Here is a 20,592-nt window from a genome sequence, read left to right as displayed (position 1 = left end):
GGCCACCGCGCACCGGTGGAGCTACCGGTCGAGCGGCTTGATCCAGATCTTGCGGTACTGGACCGGGTTGCCGTGGTCCTGGAGCCGGATGGCACCGGCCGCCGGGCCCTCGGGCCGGCTGCCGCCGGTCGGGCCGAGGATCTCGACGTCGTCGTGCACCGTGACGCCGTTCCACACCACGGTGACCCGTGGGTTCTCCACCTTGTTGCCGGCCGCGTCGTAGCGGGCCTGCCGGTATTCGATGTCGTACGTCTGCCAGGTCTCGGGCGGCCGGGCCGCGTTCACGTCGGGCGCCTTCTGGGTGTAGATGGCGGCGGCGTCGTTGGCCTGCGGCGGGTCGATGCCGAACGAGTCCAGCACCTGGATCTCGTAACGGTCCTGGAGGTAGACGCCGCTGTTGGCGCGGTTCTGGCCGGTCACGTCCGACGGGTAGAGCGGCAGCTTGAACTCCACGTGCAGGCGGAAGTCACCGAAGGCCTGCACCGTGCGCAGGTCGCCGTTGCGTACCGTCATGGTGCCGCCCGAGACCGCCCACTCCGGCTCGCGCCCGTCGGTGTGCTGCCATTCGGTGAGGTCGCCGCCGTCGAACAGGGTGATCCGCTCGCCGCGTGGCCGGACGGCGAGCACGTCGAGGTTCACGTGCCCGGAGTCGGCGGCCTCCTTGCGGTACTCGACCACGTTGCGTCCCCGCTTGAGGTGCGCCTTGGTGGTGACGGTGCCCCACTCGTCCCAGGTGACGGTGGAGGGGAAGACCGTCTGCTCGATCCGCTTGCCGTTCACGTGGAGGCTGAGCTGTTTCGGGCCGGAGAACGGGTTCGGGCCGTTGCTGTAGCGCATCGACAGGTCGTAGTTGCCGGCCTCGGGGACGTCGACGGAGATGCGGGTCGACGAGCCGTCGTCGGCGAATCCGGCGGCGAAGCCGGCACCGGAGTAGGCGGCGTGATCGGTGGCCATCCCGACGTCGACGGTACGACCCTCCTCGGCCTCGAAGAAGGTCTGCGGCTGGGACACCCGGCCCGGGATCTCGTTGAGCGTGTACCAGGCCTCGGTGTTCCACAGCTCCTCGCCGTCGGCGGAGGAGAACGGGCGCGGGGAGCGTACGTGCACGACCCGGTTCTCCTTCAGGCCCGGGATGCTCAGTCGGACGGTGCGGCCGTTGGCCGCCAGCACCGCCTTGGACACCCTGAGCGTCTCCAGGTCGAGCTTGGGGCCGCCGTACTGGCTGGTCGCGCCGTAGCGCCACTGGGTCACCTGGTACGCCTCGGCGAGCCGCTGCGCGGTCTCCGGCGACAGCTTCTCGGTGTACTCCAGGTCGAACCCGTTGGCCGTGGCACGCATCTGCTTGACCTCGAAGGTCGAGGTGCCGTTGGGGGTGAGCTTCTGCAACCCGTAGCTGAGCTTGCCCTCCTGCCCCCAGTTGCCGCCGGCGCCCAGGCCGCCCACGTAGAGCGCGCCGTCGGGGCCGAGGGTGACCTCGTTGACCCCCGCCTCCAGGCCCTGCGTGTGCCGGAACACCGCCCCCTGGTACTGCCCCTCGACCTCGTCGAGGAACACCCGCTGCAGGCCGCCGTAGGTCACGTCACCGACGACGAGCTGCCCGGCGTACGGGCCCTGCTGCAACAGCACCGGAGTGGACGGTGAGTTGCCGATCTCGTTCTGCGGGAACCAGACGATGGGCCGGGTCACGGCCTTGTCGTCGTACGGCCCGTCGGGCGTGGTGTAGTGGTTGTAGAACGCGCCCTGCTGGATCTGGACCAGCTTGGACGCGGGCAGCCAGCCGCCCTGGTTGTCGGTGACGAGGACCTCGCCGCGCGGACCCCAGCCGATCCCGTTGGGGGTACGCAGCCCGCCGGCGACGTAGGTGATCTTGCCGGTCCTGGCGTTCACCTTGATCGAGGTGCCCCGGTCAGACGCCGGCTGCGGCACGGTGGTGGCCCCGCCGAGGTTGATGGCGACCGACAGGTTCAGGTAGAAGAACCCGTCCCGGTAGAGCAGGCCGAACGCGAACTCGTGGAAGTTGCCGCCCCAGGGCCAGGTGGCGACCGTGCGACGGTCGTCGGCGACGCCGTCGCCGTCGGTGTCGCGCAGGGCCGTCAGCTCGTGCTTCTGGCTGACGTAGACGGTGCCGTCGACCACCGCGACGCCCTGCGGTTCCCGCAACCCGTCCGCGAACCTGCGGTAGGTCACCTGCCCGGGGCCGGTCTGGCCGGTGACGCCCTCGGCCACGTAGATCTCGCCGGTCGTGTTGTCGGTGCCGCCCCAGGTGCTCAGGACCAGGTCGCCGTCGGGGAGGAACGCCATCCCGGTGACCTGCGGCTGGAACCCCTCGGGGCGCAGGTCGGTGAGGGTGTAGCCGGGGTGCACCCGGTCCAGCGGCAGGCCGTCGCCGGCCGAGTCGGTGGCCCCCTCGCAGTACTTCCAGCCCGGCGCGGTGACCCGTACGACACCCGCGTCAGTGCTCAACGCGGAGTTCGGCACGAGCTCGAAGTCGGTGCTGCCCGGCCGTCGCCATTCGAGCCGCAGCACCTGGCCGCCGCCGTCCTCGAAGTACTCGATGCGCAGCGGGTGCAGGCCGGCGCTGAGGGTGGTCGTCCCTTCCTTGGCGGTCTCGCCGTGCAGCCCGTCGTGGTCGACGACAACCTGGTCGCCGATCGTCAGCCGCGATCCGTCGTCGCTGGTGAGCCGGAAGGTGTAGTCGCCGTCGGCGGGGGCGGTGAGGTTGGCGACGACATGGCTGATGAACCGGTCGGAGAGGCCGAACTCGTCGGTGGTGGTCCAGTTGACCTGCGGCATGAGCTTGTCGACGTTCGGCGTCTGGGCCGGCTTGAGGGTGCACAGCGCCGACAGCGGGGTGCCCATGTCGTACGAGCGCAGGGTGACGCCGGGTTCCTGCGGCGGGACGTCGGCGAGGTGGGGCGCGGCCGTGGCCGGGGCCACGAACGCGGTGGCGAACATGGTCGTCAGGGCGGTGACCGCGGCCCCGAGCGCGGGTCGGCGGCGCCAGCGCCGCCGATTCGAGGTGGTCATGGTTCCTCCTGTGGGTGCGGGCCCGGCCTGGAGGACCGCGCCACTTTCTCCCGGCGGCTGGTTAGTACGATCTCGACACACGAAAGATTGATCGCAGACGCTAGCACTTTTCATCGATGCGGGGAAACTTTTTGATGCACGAGCAAAAGTCTCCCCGGGGTGGCCGTGATTCCGCCGGTTCGTGGGCTGGTGGGGCTGCCGGACCTGAGGCACTATCTCCATGGACTCCGCGCAGCTCAGGCCCAGATTGGTAGGTGAGTCGTGGTGCTGCCCCGTCGCGTGGTCGTTTCCGGTGTGATCGCCACGGTCGTCCTCGGCTCGGCGGTCGGCGTGGCCCTCTGGGCGAGCCGGGAGGACCCGTCGTACCAACCGCCGGCCTCGCATGTGGTGCAGCCCGGAGCGCCCGGTCAGCCGGGCCGGTCGCTGTCCGGCAGCGACCTGTCGCAGGTCTCGCCGCCCGGGTTCACCGCGGCCGACAGCCTGTTCATCCAGGGCATGATCCCGCACCACGCGCAGGCCCTGGAGATGACCGCCCTGCTGGCCGGGCGCACCACCAGCCCTGACGTGACGCTGCTCGCCAAGCGGATCGAGGTGTCACAGAGTGACGAGATCGCGCGGATGCAGCGCTGGCTCGCGGAGCGGAGCGTGCCGAGCGCCGCTCCGCACGGCGGCGCGGGGCACGACGCGCTCATGCCGGGGATGCTCACGCCCGCGCAGTTCGATCAGCTCAAGCAGGCGCGCGACGGGGAGTTCGACCGGCTCTTCCTCACCTCGATGATCCGTCACCACCAGGGCGCGCTGACGATGGTGGAGCAGTTGTACGCCACCGGTGGCGGGCTGGAGCCGGCGAGCGACCAGTTCGCCCGTGAGGTCAACGCCGACCAGAGCATCGAGATCCAGCGGATGCAGCAGATGCTGGCCAAGCTCGGTTGACGCAGCGAAGCCGGGGCCTGTTCAGCACTGCTGAACAGGCCCCGGTCAATGCCTGGCCCGCCGATCCGCCGGACCGGGCGGGTCAGCTGCCGAGCTGGCCGATCAGCGCCTGGGCGTCGCGGACCAGCAGGTTGCGTGCGCCGACGGCGTTGAGTGCGCCGGCCTGGTCGAGGAAGGTGGTCAGGTGCGTGACCGCCTCCGCCCGCTGGCCGCCGGAGGCCGCCGCGCTGGCCTTGCCGAGGCTGGTGGTCAGCTTGTCGGCGTTGCCCGCGCTGACGGTGCCGGCGGACCGGTAGCCGTCGACGAGCGCCTGGAGGTCGGCGAAGGACGTCGTGGTGGTGAACGTGACGGACCGGGCGGTGGTGTTCCCGGCCTTGTCCTTCGCGGTCACCACCAGGGTGTGGCTGCCCAGCGGGAGGCTGGACAGGGCGATCGTCGCTCCCCGGGTCACCCGCTTGCCGTCCAGCAGCGCGCTGTCCGGGTTGATGCCGGGCCCGGAGCCGGCGTCGGTGATCGTCCAGTCCACCGTCACCGCGCCGGAGTCACCGTACGACGTCCCGTCGGTCAGCCCGGACACCTGCACCTCGGGCGCGGTCCGGTCGACCTTGAGCCACAGGCTCCCCTCCCGGGAGGTGTTCCCGGCCCCGTCGATCGCCCGGTAGCGCACCGTGCCCTTGACCTCGGCGCTGATCGTGGCGACGCCGCTGGCCGGCACGTCCACCCAGGTGGCCCCGTCGTCGACGGAGTACTGGCCGGTCCAGAGGCCGGCGATCAGGCCGGTGAGGGTGAGCGTGACGTCACCGGTGTACCAGCCGTTGCTGCCGGTCGGCTCGGCCGGGCCCACCGTGGCGGTGACCTTCGGGTTGAAGGTGCCCGCCAGGTCCAGGACCGCCTGCTGGAGGGTCCGGTACGCCGGCGCGTCCAACTGGTTGGCCAGCGTCCGCAGCTGCGCCTCGGCGGCGAACCGCTTGCCGTCGGCGGCGAAACCGCTGGCCCGCCGCAGGACCTTGTCGACCTCGGCACGCAACGGCTCGTCGATGGCGTCCGCCCGGACCAACTGGTCGTAGTAGGCGCGGGCGACGGCGAAGCTCGGCGTCCAGGTGATCTTCGGCTGGCCCTGCGCGTTGAACCCGGCCAGCTTCACCTGGGCGGCGGCGTCGATCTCGGCCGCCGACAGGTGCGCGCTGGGGGTCAGCGCGAACACGTCGAAGCCGCGGGCGATCTCGTTGCCGTAGAGGTTGCCGTTGTACCAGTACGCCGACCAGAAGCCACCGAGCACGAGCGAGTTCGCGTTGACCGGGCCACGGTCGAAGTACGCGATCTCGCGCGGGTGCTTCGAGTCGGTGAAGTCGAACACCGAGATGCCGCCCTGGTACCAGGCCTGCATCATGATGTCGCGGCCGGGCACCGGGATCAGCGAGCCGTTGTGCGCGACGCAGTTCTCCTGCAGCGACTGGGGCACCGGCAGCTTGTAGTAGCTGGCGAAGGTCATCTTCCGGTCGACGATGTCGAAGATGGCGTTGGCGCCCCACTCCGGCAGGTCGGTGTCGCGGCAGCGGGCGCCGCTGCCACCGCCCCACTCGTCGGTGAAGATCACCTTGGTGCCGTCGTTGTTGAACGTCGCCGAGTGCCAGTACGCGAAGTTCGGATCGGCCACCTCGTCGATCCGCTTCGGGTTCGCCGGGTCCGAGATGTCGATCAGGATGCCGTTGCCCTGGCAGGCACCGGCCGCCAGCCCGATCTCCGGGTACGCGGTGATGTCGTGGCAGGCGTTGGTGTTCGGCGAGGGCGACCAGGTCGACCCGGACGGGTGCCGGGGCGTCACCGGGCCGTTCTGGAGGCCGTCGATCCGGCCCGTGTTCGGGTCCTTGAACAGCCTCGGCTGGTTCACCACGGCGGCATCCTGGGGGGACGCCAGCGGCACCTTGATGACGTCGATCCGCCACCGTGACGGGTTGTCACCGTCGGCGGCGTTGTTGTTGCAGCCCTCCATCGTGGTCGCCGGACGCACCGAGGTGGTGCCGGAGACGTAGACGTAGATGTTGTCGGCGTCCCGGGGGTCGGTCACCACCGTGTGCGTGTGCGAGCCACGGCAGAGCTGGACGCCCGCGACCTGCACCGGGTTGCGTACGTCGGTGATGTCGAAGACCCGGACGCCCTGGAACCGGGTGCCGACGTTGGGGTTCGTGCCACAGTCGACCCGTCCGCGGGTCTCCTCGACGGACATGAAGAGCAGATTGCCGTGGACGGAGAGGTCACCCTGTCCCCCGGGGCACACGACGCTGGTGACCAGCGTCGGGTCGGTCGGGTTGGCGACGTCGACGATGGTGAACCCGTTGTAGTTGCCCTGGAAGGCGTACCTACCGCCGAAGGCGAGGTCCGAGTTGTAGTACGAACCGTTGCCCGGGTTCGTCGGGTCGACGAAGCCTGCCGGCTTGTCGCGGTGCGCCACCTGCTCGAGGTTGCTGATCGCGGACTGTGCGTCGAGCCAGCCCGCGCCGAGGCCGACGCGCGGGTCGGGCTCCGCCGCCGAGGCCGTGCCGGGGATCGCGCCGACCATGAGCAGACCTGCGGCTATCAGGCCGAGTGCTCGTCGGCCGCCGCGTGTTCTGGGGGTTGATGAAGATGTCATGTATCGCCTTCCGATCGAAGGACCTGACGCGACGTCCACATTGAGAGAAACGCGTCGCGTGAGTAGGGACCGTACCGGCGATCGGTGGTTGGTCAAGAAGTCCATGTGACGTATGCCCGTGTTTGTCCAACGGGCCGTGAGTCTTTACCTTCACGTGATCGGGCAGGTCACGACAGTCGTAGGAGCAGGCGGCCCGCTCCTTGCGCCACTCGTCGAGTCCTCGCCCGCACAGGTGGTGCCGACCGGGGTGACCCGGGCGTCCCGGACCCGGGGCTCTGCCGTACTCCCGGTGGTCGTCCGCGGACGACCACCGGGTGCCCTGGTCAGCTGGCCCGGTAGGTGAGGTAACGGCCCTCCGGCCAGCTGTGGAAGTTGTTGAGTTCGGTCGCCGGACCGCTGCAGTCGGTGGTCTGGTAGCCGGGGACGGAAGTGAAGCCGCCGCTCCAGGTGAGCATCCAGGCCGCGTCGGCCGGGACCTGACGGCAGACGCCGTCCGGCGTGGCCTGCCTGCCGACCACTTCGGTCGGGTAGGTCGAGTAGAAGACGAGGCCCGTGTCGGGGTTCTGGAACGGCTCGCCGGCAGCCGCCGGCGACGCCGGTAGCGTCACGGTCAGCGTGGTGGTCAGGGCGGCGGCGAGACCTGCGGCGATTCGGTGGGCGGATGTGCGCATGGGTGTCCTTCCGGGACGGCGTTCAGGGAAGGGGCCAAAGCTCGGTCGAGCTCGGGTCCACAGTGATACACATCGATTTCACCATCTAGCTGGAAAGTCCCTGTGTCAACCAAGTGAGTGCGGAATCCGGACGTCAGCCCCGTCGACCGTCAACGGAGACCCCGTCGCCGCTGCCCGGCAGACCGTCGACGAGCGTCCGGGGTCGATTTCTGGCACCGTGGACATGGTGCAGGACGTCGCCGGGATGACGGTGCACCGGATCGAGGGGGTTTCGTGGAGTTCATGCTGTCGACCCGACAGGAGGGCACCGGCACGGTGGTGGAGGTCGCCGGCGACCTGGACATGAGCACCACGCCCCAGCTGCGCGACCGGCTACGCGAGGTGATGGAGGGCGGCAGCCGGGTCGTGGTGGTCGACCTGACCGACGTCGGGTTCATGGATTCGAGCGGCCTCGGCGCGCTCGTGGTCGCCTACCGGGACCTGCGGCAACGGGACGGCTGGCTCGGGCTGGCCGGGGTCCGCCGGTCGGTCCGCACGGTGCTGTCGATCACCTCGGTGGACCAGGTCATCGGCATCTTCGACACGGTGCGGGACGCCGAGGAGGCGGCACCGGTGTCGTGAGGCGTCCTCACCGGGGCGGGACGCTGGCCCGGGTGGCGTCGGCGCCGGCGGTGCTGCGGCGCGGCCCGTGGCTGCCGTACCAGTCGATGATCAGCAGGGTGGCGTCGTCGGCCAGGACGGGTCCGGTGATGGCCAGCACCGCGTCGGACAGCGCCCGAACCGCCTCGCGCGGGTGCAGGTGCGCGATGCTGAGCAGCGCGGCGGGCAGGTCGAGATCGGCCGCGTTGCGTTCGCGCATGCCGTCGGTGACGACGACCAGCCGGTCGTCGGGCCGGAGGGAGACCTCACCACTGCGGAAGCGCTCGTCGGGAAACATGCCCAGCGGGAAGTTGGCGGGCAGTTCCAGCGGCATGACCCGGCCGTCACGGACCAGCATCGGCGGGATGTGACCGGCGTTGAGCAGCTCGCACCGCCCGGTCGGCAGGTCGATCCGGCCCAGCACGGCCGTCACGTACGCGCCGCGTACGTTGGCGTGCTCGGCGATGGTGGCATTGGCCTCCTCGGCCTGTGCGGTGAGGCCCATCCCACGGCGGCGGGTGTTGCGCAGGCTGCCCACCCCGAGGGTGGCGGTCAGCGCGCTGGCGACCCCGTGACCCATCGCATCGGTGACACTGACGTGCAGCACGTCACGGGCGACGCTGTAGTCGAAGGTGTCCCCGCCGACGCTCGCGGCCGGCTCCAGCCAGCCGGAGAGGGTGAACGCGCCGGCCTCGCAGGTGAACGAGGCGGGCAGCAGGCGGCGTTGGATCTCGGCGGAGAGGGTGAACGGGGTGGTGCGCTGCCCCCACTCGAACAGGTCGGTGTGCCGCTGGTTGGCGATTATCACGAACGCCAACGCATGCGCGGTACGGGCGACCCGGGCGATCACCTCGGCGTCCGGCTCGTCGGGCAGATCGATCTCCAACAGGCCGATGGCCTCGCCGCGTTCGGTGACGGGTGCGAGCAGTCGCCACCGGCCCTCGCCGGGGAGCACCAGGGTGGCCTGCTGGCGCACCGCCTGCTCGTAGGGCCCGCCGTCGAAGGGCAGCACCTCGGCGACCTCCTCGTCCCGGAGGTGGCCGGGGCGGTCGGCGGCCGGTTGGTGGGTGAGCCGCACCAGCGCCCGACCGCTCAGATCGGCGATCAGCAACGAGACGCCGAGCGCGTTCAACGCCGTGGCGATGCCCCCGGTGACGGCCTCGACCGCCTCGACCGGCGCGGCGTCCTCGGCCGACTGCAGCATTTCGGCCAGCACGGTCCGCTCGCTGTCCTCCACCTGTCGAGCATATGCACTCCCGGTGCCCGACGCCTGCGGGGACGACCGTGCGGCGGCCGGGCGTCGGGACCACCCGGCTGGCCGGTCAGGCCGACGAGCGCACGGATCTCGGCGACGAACGGCCGGTCGGGTGGGGCCCCCGGTTCGTCGTCACCGGCCAGGATGACGTCCACCAGGTCGGCGAGCAGTTGCCGCTTGCTGCCGAACATCGCGTACAACGGCTGGCCCGGTGTCCTGCCCGGTCGTCAGCGGCGGTCCAGCTCCGACTCCAGGCGTCGGATGAGCGTCTTGCGGCCCTTCCCCTCGCGCTCCGCGCGGAGCGTCGCCCTGAGCCGGCGGGTGTCGAGATCGCGGACGTGCCGGATCGCTTCGGAGACCGGCAGGTCGGTGAGCGACCCGGCCGACACGGCGGCGCGGCGTGCGCGTCTGGCCGGCCCGGTGTTGGCGACGTACTGCCTGCCGGTCGTCGACTCCTTGCGCTTCTTGGCGTCGGTCGCGCGCCGTTGCTCCGGGGAGAGCTGCTTCCATGCCTGCTCCGGCAGGTAACGGTCGGTCCCGCCGCCGTGGCGTGCGCGGGTGGTGCCCTGCCGGGTCTGCCACTTCTGGTCGCCCCAGCGCCGCAGGGAGTTCTGCCGCTCGTCCCTCGGGCCCTGGTAACCGCCGCCGTGCTGCTGGTACTCCCTGGTCAGCAACTGGGACTTGCGGGCCGACCACTGTCCCGGTCTACCGCCCCGGTCGGACGCCCTGATCTCTTCCTTCAGCTTCTCCCGCAGCTCGGGTTTCGTGTACCGCGCCATGCGGGCTGGATACCCGTGCCTGCTCCCCGTACTCACCGGCGCGCACGGCGTCGCTGGTCGAACTCCGATGAGCGGGTGCGGTCGGGGAACCCGGTGGGCGTTGTCCGGCCCCGGGGGCCGCTCATCCGCAGTCGTCGGTGAGCCGGCCGCGTAGCGTGGCCAGCGCCCGGGTGATGAGCCGGGAGACATGCATCTGTGACACGCCGACCCGATCGGCGATCTCCGCCTGGGTCAGGTTGCCGTGGAACCGCAGGGCCAGGATCTGTTGTTCGCGTTCCGGCAGGGTGGCGAGTGCGGGGCCGGGGGCGACGGACCAGGTGCGGTCACCGAGAAAATCTATGCCCGAAACGCTAGACAATCTGGTCGTGGCTAGCTAACGTTCCTGTAGTAGACAGCAGAGATCGTCGAAGACGCCGACGAAGTGACCGAGCATTGCTCAGGGCCCCGGACTCATGTCGTGGTCCGCTCGGCACAGTGGTGAGAGTTCTGATATCGCACCTGGCAAGGCAAGACCCTGACGTCATTCCAGGTCAGGGCGGCGGGTGGGCCGATGCTGGTTCAGGGCTCGCCCGGCAGGACAGTCCGTCGCACGTGGATGGGGCCATGAAGTCGCGTGGGGCTCCGACACCGGCGGGCAGCACGACGAACATCAGGAAGTTGAAGCAGAGGAAAGGGAGGGCCCGGACACCGTTGGATCGCCCGCCTCCAGGACGCAGTGTGAACCTGGAGCCGGACACCGCAGTTTCCATCGAACGAGAGGTGGTCTCCGGTCACGCTTATGCGATCCTCGCGCCCCAGGCCGCCGAAGGCGGCGGGTGCGGATACGACAACCCGACGAACCTGTCGGTAGATGGTGTTTTTGACCCGTAAACCCAGGGCCCCGGCGCTTCCGCGCCGGGGCCCTCGTCATGAGAGGCGGATGGATGGCCCCACCCGACGACATGTTCGATGACGACGACTACCCCGCCTACACGATGGGCCGTGCCGCAGAGATGACCGGTGCCTCGCAGGACTTTCTGCGTCGACTCGACGAGGCGAAGCTGATCATCCCGGTCCGGTCGGCTGGCGGCCACCGCCGCTACTCCCGTTACCAACTGCGCCTTGCCGCGCGGGCGCGGGAGATGGTCGACCAGGGCACCGCCCTGGAAGCCGCCTGCCGGATCATCATGCTCGAAGACCAACTCGAAGAGGCCCTCCGGCGCAACCAGCACCACCAGCGCCCGAGTTGACCGCAGAGCCCGGTTGCCCGCGGCGGGTGCCTGGACCACCGGCTTCCTGGCAGTTCACCCCCACCTGCACGGCGCGCGCCGACGGATCAACCGCCACTCGTCGTCGAGGTGCACACCGCCGGGCTCGCCGCTGCCGACGTGCCGGCGACCGGGTACGAGACACCCTTTCCCCGTACGCCCCGTCCTGCTGCGCAGCCCCGGTGACCCGCGGTGGGCTCGGCACAGGGCCGAGCCCACCGCTTGCCCACTCACCCGATCCTGGCCGCCGGCCGGGCCACCGGGTGCCGGACGCGGCACCCGGTGTTGCCCGCGACCTTCGGGTGCCCCCGGGCCGGGAACTGGATCACTGCGCTCAGCGTTGCCGGGTCAGCAGGCCGGGTCGGTAGGGCAGGAGGCCGTAGTCGACGCCGTCGGAGCTGGGTGAGCGGCCCTGGTAGAGCAGTTGCAGGTTGCACGGGTCGATGGTCATGGTCTGGTCGGCGCTGGTGCGCAGCAGTTCGCCGTGGCTGATGTCGTTGGTCCAGGTGGCGCCGCTGTTGGCCTTGCCGGCGAAGGGGTTGCTCTCGGTGGCGGCCTGCGGGGTCCAGGAGCCGCCCAGGCTGGTGGCGGTGAACGAGCGGAAGTAGCGGCCGTTCGCGCCGATCGCCTCGACGATCATGAGGTACTGGTTCTGGCCCTGGACCTTGTAGACCTGCGGCGCCTCGAACAGGTTGTTCGTGGTGTCGCTCATGATGGTCGTGTAGCTGGAGCCGAAGTTGCCCGGGAAGTTCCCGATCGGCATGCTGGCCCGGTAGATCTTGCCGTTGTCACCGGCGAAGAACAGGTACATGTTCGTGCCGTCACCGATCACCGTCTGGTCGATCGGACCGGTGTTGGAACCGGTGATGCTCCCCGAGAACAGCGGCTGCGCCGCGGACCAGCCGTTCGGGTTGGTCGGGTCGGACGACGTGCGGTAGGAGAACGCGGTCGCGCCCCACTGGTAGGTGAGCACCCAGATGTTCTTCGGCGCGAAGTAGAACAGCGACGGCGCCACCGTGCCGGAGGACATCCCGTTCTGGCTCGCCGACGCCATCTCCGACCAGTTCGTGAACAGCCCGAAGTTCATCGACCCCCAGCTCGAACCGAAGTCGTGCGTGGTGGCGTAGACGAGCTGCTTGCCGTTGTACGGCGCGACGGTGAAGTCCTTCAGCGACACCCAACCCGACTTCGGGGTGGCCAGCGAACCCGTCGACGACCACCGGTACGACGACGGCAGGGTGCAGTTGCCCGGCGGCGGCGTGGTGGTCGGCGGTGAAGTGGTGGTCGGCGGCGGGGTGGATCCGTCGACCCGGACCAACTGCCACTGCTGGTTGGTGCCGTTCCAGTCGGCGTACTGCACGACGGCCCCGCCGTCGGCGGTGGACGCGCCCTGCACCTCGACGGCCTTGCCGCTGTTGCGGTTGATCAGCTTGACGTAGCCGCCCGTGTCGGCCACCCGGAACTGCTGGTTCGTGCCGCCGTGGTCGCCGTACTGCACGATCGCGGCGCTGTCCGCGGTCGAGGCGTTGGACACGTCGAGCACCTTGCCCGAGTGCCGCGCCCGAACCCGGTAGTAGCCACCACCGGAGTCGACGAACTGCCACTGCTGGTTCTGCCCGCCGGACCGGGTGTACTGCTGGATGCAGGCGTTGTCGGCCGTGGACACACCACACACGTCCAGCGCCTTGCCGCTGTTGCGGTTGAGCACCTCATACCACGCGGACGTGTCGATCGGGCCCGACGTGGGGTTCGGCGTCGCGGTCGGCGGGGTCGTGGTGGGGGTGGGGCTCGGGGTGACGCTGTTCAGCGCGCTCAGGGTCGCGTCGTACGCCTGCTTCTTGTTGCCGTTGCCGTCGAAGAGCAGCGGGGTGCCGCTGGCCCGCCAGGAGTCGGTGTCCCGAATGCCCCAGACGGTGATGCCGTTGCAGCGGGCCACGGCCAGGCAGTCGTTGGTCACGTTGCGGAACGCGGTGGCCTGGCTGCTGCCCGAGCCCTCGATGTCCAGCTCGGTGATCTGGACGTCGACGCCGAGCGCGGCGAAGCTGGACAGGGTGGTGCGGTAGTTGCTCGGGTACGGCGAGTTGGCGTTGAAGTGCGACTGGAACCCGACGCAGTCGATCGGCACGCCGCGGGACTTGAAGTCGCGCACCATGTTGTAGACGGCCTGCGTCTTGGCGTCGTTCCAGTTGTCGGTGTTGTAGTCGTTGTAGCAGAGCTTGGCGTCCGGGTCGGCTGCGTCGGCGGCGCGGAAGGCGGCCTCGATCCAGTCGTTGCCGGTGCGCTGCAGGTTCGAGTCACGTCGGGCGCCGCTGGTGCCGTCGGCGAACGCCTCGTTGACCACGTCCCAGGAGTAGATCTTGCCACGGTAGTAGCTGGCTACCCGGGTGATGTGGTTCAGCATCGCCGAACGCAGGGCGCTGCCGGACATGCTCTGCATCCAACCCGGCTGCTGCGCGTACCAGGCCAGGGTGTGGCCGCGCACCCTCATGCCCCGGCTGGTGGCGTGGTTGACGATCCGGTCCGCGTTGGTGAAGGTGAACTGGTTCTGCTGTGGCTCGGTCGCGTCGATCTTCATCTCGTTCTCGGGAGTCACCATGGTGAATTCCCGATTCAAGATCGTTGTGTACGTGCCGTCGTTCAGCCGGTTGGCGGCGACGGCGGTACCGAAATAGCGACCCGACTGGGCTGCGGCGGCACCCAGGGTGCTCTCGGCCGCCTGGGCGAGGTTGGGCAGCAGGGACACGACCAGAGTCGCGGCGACCGCGGCGATTCCGGAGAACGAGAGCGTTCGAAGTCGACGCCCAGGGGGACGGGTCCGGGAGACCATGTCGATCCTTCCAGGATGGGTGGGAACTCGGAGCTTGCGGTGGGTGGTCCAGCCGCCGAGGCAGGCATGGTGGTGGCTACCGGCGTTGGTCACCCGGGTTGATCGACGCGAGTACCTCCCGGAATCGTGGTTGATCGTTTACGGCCGGGCGCGGACCGATGGCCGTCGGGACGCGTCGAAGCGGTGATCATGGATCGCTCCGGACGCAGGGGCCGGGCGCGATCGTGTTAACGGTCACACTCATCGATGAATCCAGATTTCCAGAAAGTTGCGAATTTCTCAAGCGATAGTTTCGACGGCGTCGGTCGGCCGACGGCGTCGTCTTGCCCCACATGGGGCGGCTGCGACCCCCGACCATCGCCGGTGTGCGCGGCGGTGCGGGTGGCCTCCGTGGTCGGCTCGGCCGTCCTGGTGGCGACCCGGAAATGCGGCTACCACCAGGGCGGATGTGCCTGCGTTGCCGACCGTGGCCCGGTGTCCCCGGTGGCGCTCGCGGTGCCCGGTGCGCCACGGTCGGCCAGTCGTCGGTCCCCGGATGCCGGTGCGGTCGGGGTGGGATGACCGACCCGCCACGGTCGCTGCCGAAGCTCGGCCGGTTGAGCATGTTATCGATAACCTGCTATCTTTCGCCGCAGGAGCGAAGGGCACGCTCCTGGTCACCTCAGTCAGTCGGCAGCGGCACCCGAGGCACCGCCTCCCGCCGCTGCGTCGATCGGTGACCAGTCCGGGCCGCACCGAGCCGTCGTGCCGCCTGCGCCGAATGGGCGCGTCCGCCTACCCGAATCGACTCGCCGACGGCGAGGAGATGGGTGCGAGTCGTCAGCCGCATCCTGCTGTCCCTCCTGGGGTGCAGCCGGCGCTCGCCGGGTCGACTTCGCGCACCACCACCGGGACAAAAGACCCATGGCAAGGAGCCAAGCAATGGTGAAACACAGACACCTACTCCCGACCCTCGCCGCCGCGGCGGTTCTCCTCGCGGCGACCGCCGGCGGCACGCTGAGCGGCGGCTTCGCCGCAACGGCGGAGGCCGCGACGAACGGCACGCTCGCGGCGACCGCAGGCTGCGGCAAGGCCCCCACGCTGACCAACGGGACGCGCACGATCCAGAGCAGCGGACAGAACCGCAGCTACATCCTGCGGATCCCGGACGGGTACGACCGGAACCGCCAGTACCGGCTGATCGTCGGCTTCCACTGGTTGAACGGCTCGGCCCAGAACGTCGCCTCGGCCGGCTACTACGGGCTTCAGTCGCTGTCGAACAACAGCGCGATCTTCGTCGCCCCCCAGGGCATCGACGCCGGTTGGGCCAACACCAACGGTCGGGACCTGACCCTCTTCGACGACATCACCCGGCAGGTCGAGAACGACCTGTGCGTCGACACGACCCAGCGTTTCGTGCTGGGCTGGAGCTACGGCGGAGCGATGAGCTACGCGGTGGCCTGCGCCCGGCCCACCGTGGTCCGGGCGGTCAGCGTCCTGTCCGGCGCCCAACTGAGCGGATGCAGCGGCGGCACCCAGCCGGTGCCCTACTTCGGCATCCACGGCACCCATGACAGCGTGCTCAACATCTCCATGGGTCGTACGCTGCGCGACACCTTCGTCCGGAACAACGGCTGCACCGCCCAGAGCCCTCGCGAGCCGGCCCTGAACAGCTACACCCACATCACCACGACCTACTCCGGTTGCCGCTCGGGTTACCCCGTGCAGTGGGCCGCGTTCGACGGGGACCACACCCCCAGCCCGGTCGACGGGTCGGGCACCCCCAACGACTCCCGGACCTGGACGTCGGGGGAGATCTGGCGCTTCTTCAGCCAGTTCCAGTCCACCACGCCCCCCACCACCGCCCCGCCCACCACTGCGCCGCCGACGACCGCCCCGCCGACGACCGCGCCTCCGACGACCCCGCCGCCCACGACCGCTCCGCCGACCACGCCCCCGCCCACCAGCGGGCCCGGCAACTGCACCGCCACCTACAAGGCGGTCAACAGTTGGCCCGGCGGCTTCCAGGGTGAGGTCACCGTGGCCAACACCACCGCCGGCACCATCAACGGCTGGACCGTCCGGCTGACCCTGGACAGCGGCCAGGCCCTCAGCAGTGTCTGGAACGGCGTCAACACCGGCACCACCGGCAACGTCACCGTCCAGAACGCCTCCTACAACGGCACGTTGGCGGCCAACGGGTCGACCACCTTCGGCTTCACCGCCACCGGCAACGGCACCCCGCCACCCAGCAACGTCACCTGCACCAACTCCTGACCGGGGCAGCATGAGGGCCCGGAGCCGACCGGCTCCGGGCCCCTCGTGACGGTGGGCCGGGCCCGGCACTGCGCCGGGCCCGGCCGATCTCATCGACGCGCCGGGTCGCCGTGGATGATGCCCCGCCCGTAGCCGCTGAGGTAGACCCGACCGTAGACGTCCGGGTCGCCGGTGAGCGTCTCGGGGAGTCCGCCGTACTGGTGCCGATCGTCGTTGATCCGCACCCAACTGCGGCCGGCGTCGTCGGAGCGGAAGACCCCCCGCTGGCCACGTACCTGCGCGGCCACGTAGAGCGCCGGGTAGGTCCGGCCCGGCGCCGCCTTGCCGAAGCCGATGTTGTCGGCGGTCTCCACACTCGACACCCGGTGGAACGTCGCGCCGGAGTCGGTCGAGCGCCACAGCCCGTACGAGGTCCAGGTCGCGCCGCCGGCCACCCAGATCTCACCCTGGTGGCCGGGCACCGCCTTGAGGCGCACCCCCCAGTTGGTCGCCGGTAGGCCGGTGGCCGACGAGGCGGTGAAGCTGGCACCGCCATCGGTGCTGACGTACAGCGTGCCGTTGGAGTACGCGTAGAACTTCAGCGGGTTCACCCGGTCGGCGATGATCATCGCGTTGGCGGGCACGCCCGTGGACGGCGACCACGAGGTGCCGAACCCGACCGAGTGGACGACCGGTTGGCCGGAGTCGCCCGGGGCCCAGACGAACCGGCTGCCGTCGGCCGAGGCGGCGATGCTGCCGCCGGTGTTGATGCCGTCCGGCTCGGTGCCCTGGAACCAGGTGGCGCCGCCGTCGGTGGAGAACGCCGCATGGCTGTCACCGGGCCGGTCGGCGTCGTTGAAGTCACCGGCCCGCACGATCACCCGGGGATTGCGCTCGGCGTAGTCGATGCTGCGGGTGGTGGTGAAGACCGGATTGGTGAAGATCGTCTTCGGGGCGGTGTCGAGGTCGTCGTGGCGGAAGCCGCCGACGTCGCCCATCGCGCTGACCAGCGGGCCGCCGGGGGGCTTGATCAGGCCCTGCACCGCGCCCTCCTCCAGGCCGTCCACCACCGGGGTGATGGTGAAGGTGTCGCCGGAGTCCCAGGCGGTCAGGTTCGTGGTGCCGGCAATGCCGGGGCCGCCGTTGAACAGCAGGCGATCGGAGTCGAAGGGGTCGATCTCCAACGAGGAGATCACCTGACCGATGTTGGGGGAGTAGAGCGGTGGGTCGTCCTGCCGGCCCATCGTCATCCACGGGGTCTCGCTGCTGTCGATGGTGTAGCGCAGCTTGCGGTTGGGCCAGGCGTCCCAGTCCCAGATGCGCGTCCAGGTAGCCCCGCCGTCGGTGCTACGCCAGATGACGCCGTCCGGCCACCAGGAGACCTGGGAACCGACCATGATCGTGTCGGGGTCGTTGCGGTCGACGGTCAGGCCCGAGTAGCCGAAGTAGTTGTCGCCACTGCTCGACGGGACCGGGCTGATCTGCGTCCAGGTGCCCGGGGTGGCCGCGTACTTCCACACGTCGCCCTTGCCGCCACCGAACGGGCCGATGTCGTCGGCGGTGGTGACGTAGAGCAGGTGGTTGACCGGGTCGACCACGCCCCGGTGCGGGAAGTACCCCTTCGGCGCTCCGGCCAGCGGGCTCCAGGTCGCTCCGCCGTCGGTGCTGCGGTAGACCGGGTCGTTCGGGTCGGCGACTCCGACATAGATCGTCTTCGTGGTCTTCCCGTGCCGCCCGGTGTTCCGGTCGAACGCCACCCAGACCAGGCCGGGGTCCTCGGCGGTGCCGGCCGTCTGCGGGTTGTCCCCGGTGTGGGGGAAGCTGGTCACCCGTGACCACCGGGCACCGCCGTCGGTGCTGCGCCACAGGCCGTTGCCGCTGGGTGCGCCCAGGTACAGCACCTTGTCGTCGGCCGGGTCCACGGCCAGCCGCTCGCCCATGCCGCGACCGCTCATGTTGCCGCCCAGCGTGAACGGCAGCTCCGTGGTCTGCCACGAGTCACCCCGGTCGCGGGAACGCAGGATCGCACCGTTGTGGGGGTCCACGCCGTTGGTGTACATCCCGACCGCCGCCCAGACCCGGTCGGCGTCGGACGGGCTGGCGGCGACGCTCGCCACCCCCATGTAACCCCAGTGGTCCCAGCCCACCCAGTCCAACAGCGGCTTCCACGTACCGGTCGCCCCGTTCCACCGGTACATGCCGCCGACGTCGGTGCGTGCGTACGCCAGGTTCTTCCGGGCCTGGCTGAACACGATCCCGCTGACGAACCCCGTACCGCCGATCTTCACGTTCGTGAAGGAGTACCGCGCTGACGCCGGAGGGCTCACCCCCGCGGCCGTCGCGGCCGTCGGGGTCACCCCCGGTGCGAAAGCGCCGAGCGCAGCCACCAGCAGGATGCTGGTCATCCTGCCGATCCCGCGTCGCCGATCCACGTTCGTACCTGACATGTGTCGGTTCTCCGTTCCACCGTGTCGTCGCTGGTGGTCCTCCTGCGATCGCCGTCGCGGCGACCCGGGGACAGACGCTGGGGGCGCTCCCGATCAGGGGGTGATGGGGAAGCGGAACCAGTCGTCGGTGAGTGCGCCGGAACGCCGTCCCGGCGGCGCGGTCGTCGCACCCCGGCGTCCGGTCCAGGTCGGTGGCCCGCCGTCCCGCCACGGCGCCACCGGAGGTACGGCCAGCACGGCTCGCCCGGTGAGCCTTGGCTGCGGTCGCCTCGTGCATCGACGATGAACGATCACATGGGTGTCGTCAAGCTGCTGTGCCCGATCACCGAACGACGGTTCGACGAGTACGCTCGCGGCTCACGTTTCGAGGTCTGCGCGCCGCACGGCCTCGACGACCTGCTCGACGGGGTGTGGCGGCGCAACCCGGCCAGGGCCGGCGCGGAGATCTCCCGGCAGCGACTCGCCCGCCACCGCCCTGCCGAACGCTGGCCCGGGGTCCGCGTGGTGACCTGAGCAGCCCTCGGTGGCTCTTGCCGCACGGCATCTTATCTGACTAAGGTCAGAGAATGCAGGGTGTGCAGATCGACCAGGTACGGCAGTTCAACCGCATCGTCACCCAGCGGGTGGGCGTGCTGCACGACCACTACCTGGGCCGTGACCGGCCCGTCGGGGAGGCCCGGCTGCTCTGGGAGATCGACGGGCCGGGCCAGGACGTGCGGCGGCTGCGTGAGCGCCTCGGGCTCGACTCCGGATACGTCAGTCGACTGCTGCGCGCACTCGAGGCCGACGGTCTGGTGACGGTGGAGCCGCAGCCCCGGGACCGCCGGGTGCGCACCGTCCGGCTCACCGATGCGGGCCGCGCGGAGCGGGCCGTGCTCGACCGCCGCAGCAGTGAGCTGGCCAGTTCCCTGCTCGAACCGCTCAATGTCGCCCAACGCGCCCGCCTGGTGGCGGCCATGGCCGAGGTCGAGCGGCTGCTGACTGCCGCGACGGTCACGCTGGACGACGTCGACCCGGGCCACCCCGACGCCCAGCGCTGCCTGCAGTCCTACTTCGACGAGCTGGGGGAGGACTTCGACACCGGGTTCGACCCCGCCCGGAGCCTGCTGCCCGACGCGGGTGAACTCCGGCCGCCGCGCGGCCTGTTCGTGATCGCCCGGCTGCACGGGGAAGCGGTGGGCTGCGCCGGCCTGAAGCTGCCGCCGGACGCTCCGGCCGAGATCAAACGCATGTGGGTCGCACCCGAGGCCCGGGGCCTCGGCCTCGGTCGCCGGTTCCTCTCCGAGCTGGAGGGACGAGCCGCCCAGCATGGCCGTGACCTCCTGCGGCTGGACACCAACAAGGCCCTCACCGCCGCGATCGGCCTGTACCGCTCCTACGGCTTCCAGGAGGTCGCCGCCTTCAACGACGAGCCCTACGCCCATCACTGGTTCGAGAAGCGGACCACCAGACCGCCATCGGACTGACCTACGGCGTACCGACAGCGGTCGTCCGGTGCTCCCTGTCCGGCCTGCCCGGGGTGCGGCGACCGGGGAGCGGGCCGGTCAACGGCGTGGCGCGGTGGGGCCGGCCGGTCCAGCCCTCCGGCGTCCTGACCCACCACCGCGAGCTTCGCCCTCGGCGCTGCGACGGTGACAGCGGGGCAAGATTGTTGTCGATTCCGGTCAGCTCAGACGCGCGACCTCCTCTGCCCGGCCGACGGCCCGTCCTCGGGTGCGGCGTCCCGATGGCTTTCGGGGTGGCCGGCAACGTTCCACCCGGTGGCCTGAGGTGATGCCGGTCCATTGTGCGGACGTGCGGACGGCGGGGGTCCGCCGCAGCTTCGTACCTCGCCGCCGGCCGCAGGAGCGCCGATCGGGAGGAAATCGCCGACACGGCCACTGCCGCAACGGCGGGTCTT

At 70.1% G+C, this 20,592-nt stretch carries 14 protein-coding genes and 1 pseudogene; 7 read left to right on the top strand and 8 right to left on the bottom strand.

All coding sequences use genetic code 11. The annotated features are described in order from the left end of the window. Positions 1 to 21: 21 nt before the first annotated feature. Positions 22 to 3,027 (bottom strand): family 16 glycoside hydrolase, encoded by a 3,006-nt coding sequence (locus ACIG87_RS24860; RefSeq protein WP_396853624.1) that lies wholly within the window; start codon positions 3,025 to 3,027, stop codon positions 22 to 24. Between the two features lie 264 nt (positions 3,028 to 3,291). Here ACIG87_RS24860 and ACIG87_RS24855 point away from each other — a divergent pair, with 264 nt between their 5' ends. Continuing rightward, a complete protein-coding gene (locus tag ACIG87_RS24855) occupies positions 3,292 to 3,960 on the top strand; it encodes a DUF305 domain-containing protein (RefSeq protein ID WP_396853622.1) in 669 nt (222 codons plus the stop codon). 82 nt (positions 3,961 to 4,042) lie between these two features. Here ACIG87_RS24855 and ACIG87_RS24850 read toward each other — a convergent pair whose 3' ends face one another. After that, positions 4,043 to 6,520, bottom strand: coding sequence for an LVIVD repeat-containing protein (locus tag ACIG87_RS24850; protein ID WP_396853621.1), 2,478 nt, complete (start codon positions 6,518 to 6,520; stop codon positions 4,043 to 4,045). 395 nt (positions 6,521 to 6,915) lie between these two features. Then, positions 6,916 to 7,263: a hypothetical protein gene (locus ACIG87_RS24845; RefSeq protein ID WP_396853620.1), complete on the bottom strand. Its 348-nt coding sequence runs from the start codon at positions 7,261 to 7,263 to the stop codon at positions 6,916 to 6,918. A 282-nt stretch (positions 7,264 to 7,545) separates the two neighbouring features. Here ACIG87_RS24845 and ACIG87_RS24840 point away from each other — a divergent pair, with 282 nt between their 5' ends. Continuing rightward, positions 7,546 to 7,884 (top strand): STAS domain-containing protein, encoded by a 339-nt coding sequence (locus ACIG87_RS24840; RefSeq protein WP_396853794.1) that lies wholly within the window; start codon positions 7,546 to 7,548, stop codon positions 7,882 to 7,884. Between the two features lie 7 nt (positions 7,885 to 7,891). On the opposite strand, the gene ACIG87_RS24835 is transcribed toward ACIG87_RS24840, so the two are convergent. The 3 genes and pseudogenes from ACIG87_RS24835 to ACIG87_RS24825 all read right to left on the bottom strand — a co-directional run. Then, positions 7,892 to 9,139: a PP2C family protein-serine/threonine phosphatase gene (locus tag ACIG87_RS24835; RefSeq protein ID WP_396853618.1), complete on the bottom strand. Its 1,248-nt coding sequence runs from the start codon at positions 9,137 to 9,139 to the stop codon at positions 7,892 to 7,894. 245 nt (positions 9,140 to 9,384) lie between these two features. After that, on the bottom strand, positions 9,385 to 9,936 hold the full coding sequence (locus ACIG87_RS24830) for a hypothetical protein (protein WP_396853617.1): 552 nt from the start codon (positions 9,934 to 9,936) through the stop codon (positions 9,385 to 9,387). A gap of 121 nt (positions 9,937 to 10,057) precedes the next feature. Next, positions 10,058 to 10,246, bottom strand: a pseudogene (locus ACIG87_RS24825) (sigma-70 family RNA polymerase sigma factor); the annotation flags it as partial. A gap of 407 nt (positions 10,247 to 10,653) precedes the next feature. Between ACIG87_RS24825 and ACIG87_RS24820 the strand changes: the two are divergent. Together ACIG87_RS24820 and ACIG87_RS24815 are read left to right on the top strand one after the other, a co-directional pair. Further along, positions 10,654 to 10,806, top strand: coding sequence for a hypothetical protein (locus ACIG87_RS24820; protein ID WP_396853615.1), 153 nt, complete (start codon positions 10,654 to 10,656; stop codon positions 10,804 to 10,806). Between the two features lie 53 nt (positions 10,807 to 10,859). After that, complete coding sequence (locus ACIG87_RS24815) at positions 10,860 to 11,165, top strand: MerR family transcriptional regulator (RefSeq protein WP_396853613.1); 306 nt, start codon at positions 10,860 to 10,862, stop codon at positions 11,163 to 11,165. 352 nt (positions 11,166 to 11,517) lie between these two features. Here the strand turns inward: ACIG87_RS24815 and ACIG87_RS24810 are convergent, their stop codons facing one another. Further along, a complete protein-coding gene (locus tag ACIG87_RS24810; protein WP_396853611.1) occupies positions 11,518 to 14,010 on the bottom strand; it encodes a non-reducing end alpha-L-arabinofuranosidase family hydrolase in 2,493 nt (830 codons plus the stop codon). 921 nt (positions 14,011 to 14,931) lie between these two features. On the opposite strand from ACIG87_RS24810, the gene ACIG87_RS24805 reads away from it, so the two are divergent. Then, a complete protein-coding gene (locus ACIG87_RS24805) occupies positions 14,932 to 16,266 on the top strand; it encodes a cellulose binding domain-containing protein (protein WP_396853610.1) in 1,335 nt (444 codons plus the stop codon). An 89-nt stretch (positions 16,267 to 16,355) separates the two neighbouring features. Here the strand turns inward: ACIG87_RS24805 and ACIG87_RS24800 are convergent, their stop codons facing one another. Next, positions 16,356 to 18,650, bottom strand: a complete 2,295-nt coding sequence (locus ACIG87_RS24800) for a xyloglucanase (protein WP_396853609.1) — start codon at positions 18,648 to 18,650, stop codon at positions 16,356 to 16,358. 324 nt (positions 18,651 to 18,974) lie between these two features. On the opposite strand from ACIG87_RS24800, the gene ACIG87_RS24795 reads away from it, so the two are divergent. Next, positions 18,975 to 19,205, top strand: a complete 231-nt coding sequence (locus ACIG87_RS24795; RefSeq protein WP_396853608.1) for a nucleotidyltransferase family protein — start codon at positions 18,975 to 18,977, stop codon at positions 19,203 to 19,205. A 53-nt stretch (positions 19,206 to 19,258) separates the two neighbouring features. Further along, positions 19,259 to 20,158 (top strand): GNAT family N-acetyltransferase, encoded by a 900-nt coding sequence (locus ACIG87_RS24790; RefSeq protein ID WP_396853607.1) that lies wholly within the window; start codon positions 19,259 to 19,261, stop codon positions 20,156 to 20,158. Positions 20,159 to 20,592 lie beyond the last annotated feature (434 nt).

Source organism: Micromonospora sp. NPDC051925 (genome assembly GCF_044548625.1).
In the GTDB taxonomy this organism is placed as follows: Bacteria; Actinomycetota; Actinomycetes; order Mycobacteriales; family Micromonosporaceae; genus Micromonospora.
The sequence above is the reverse complement of the archived record's forward strand: the minus strand, read 5'-3'. Positions and strand labels throughout refer to the sequence as shown.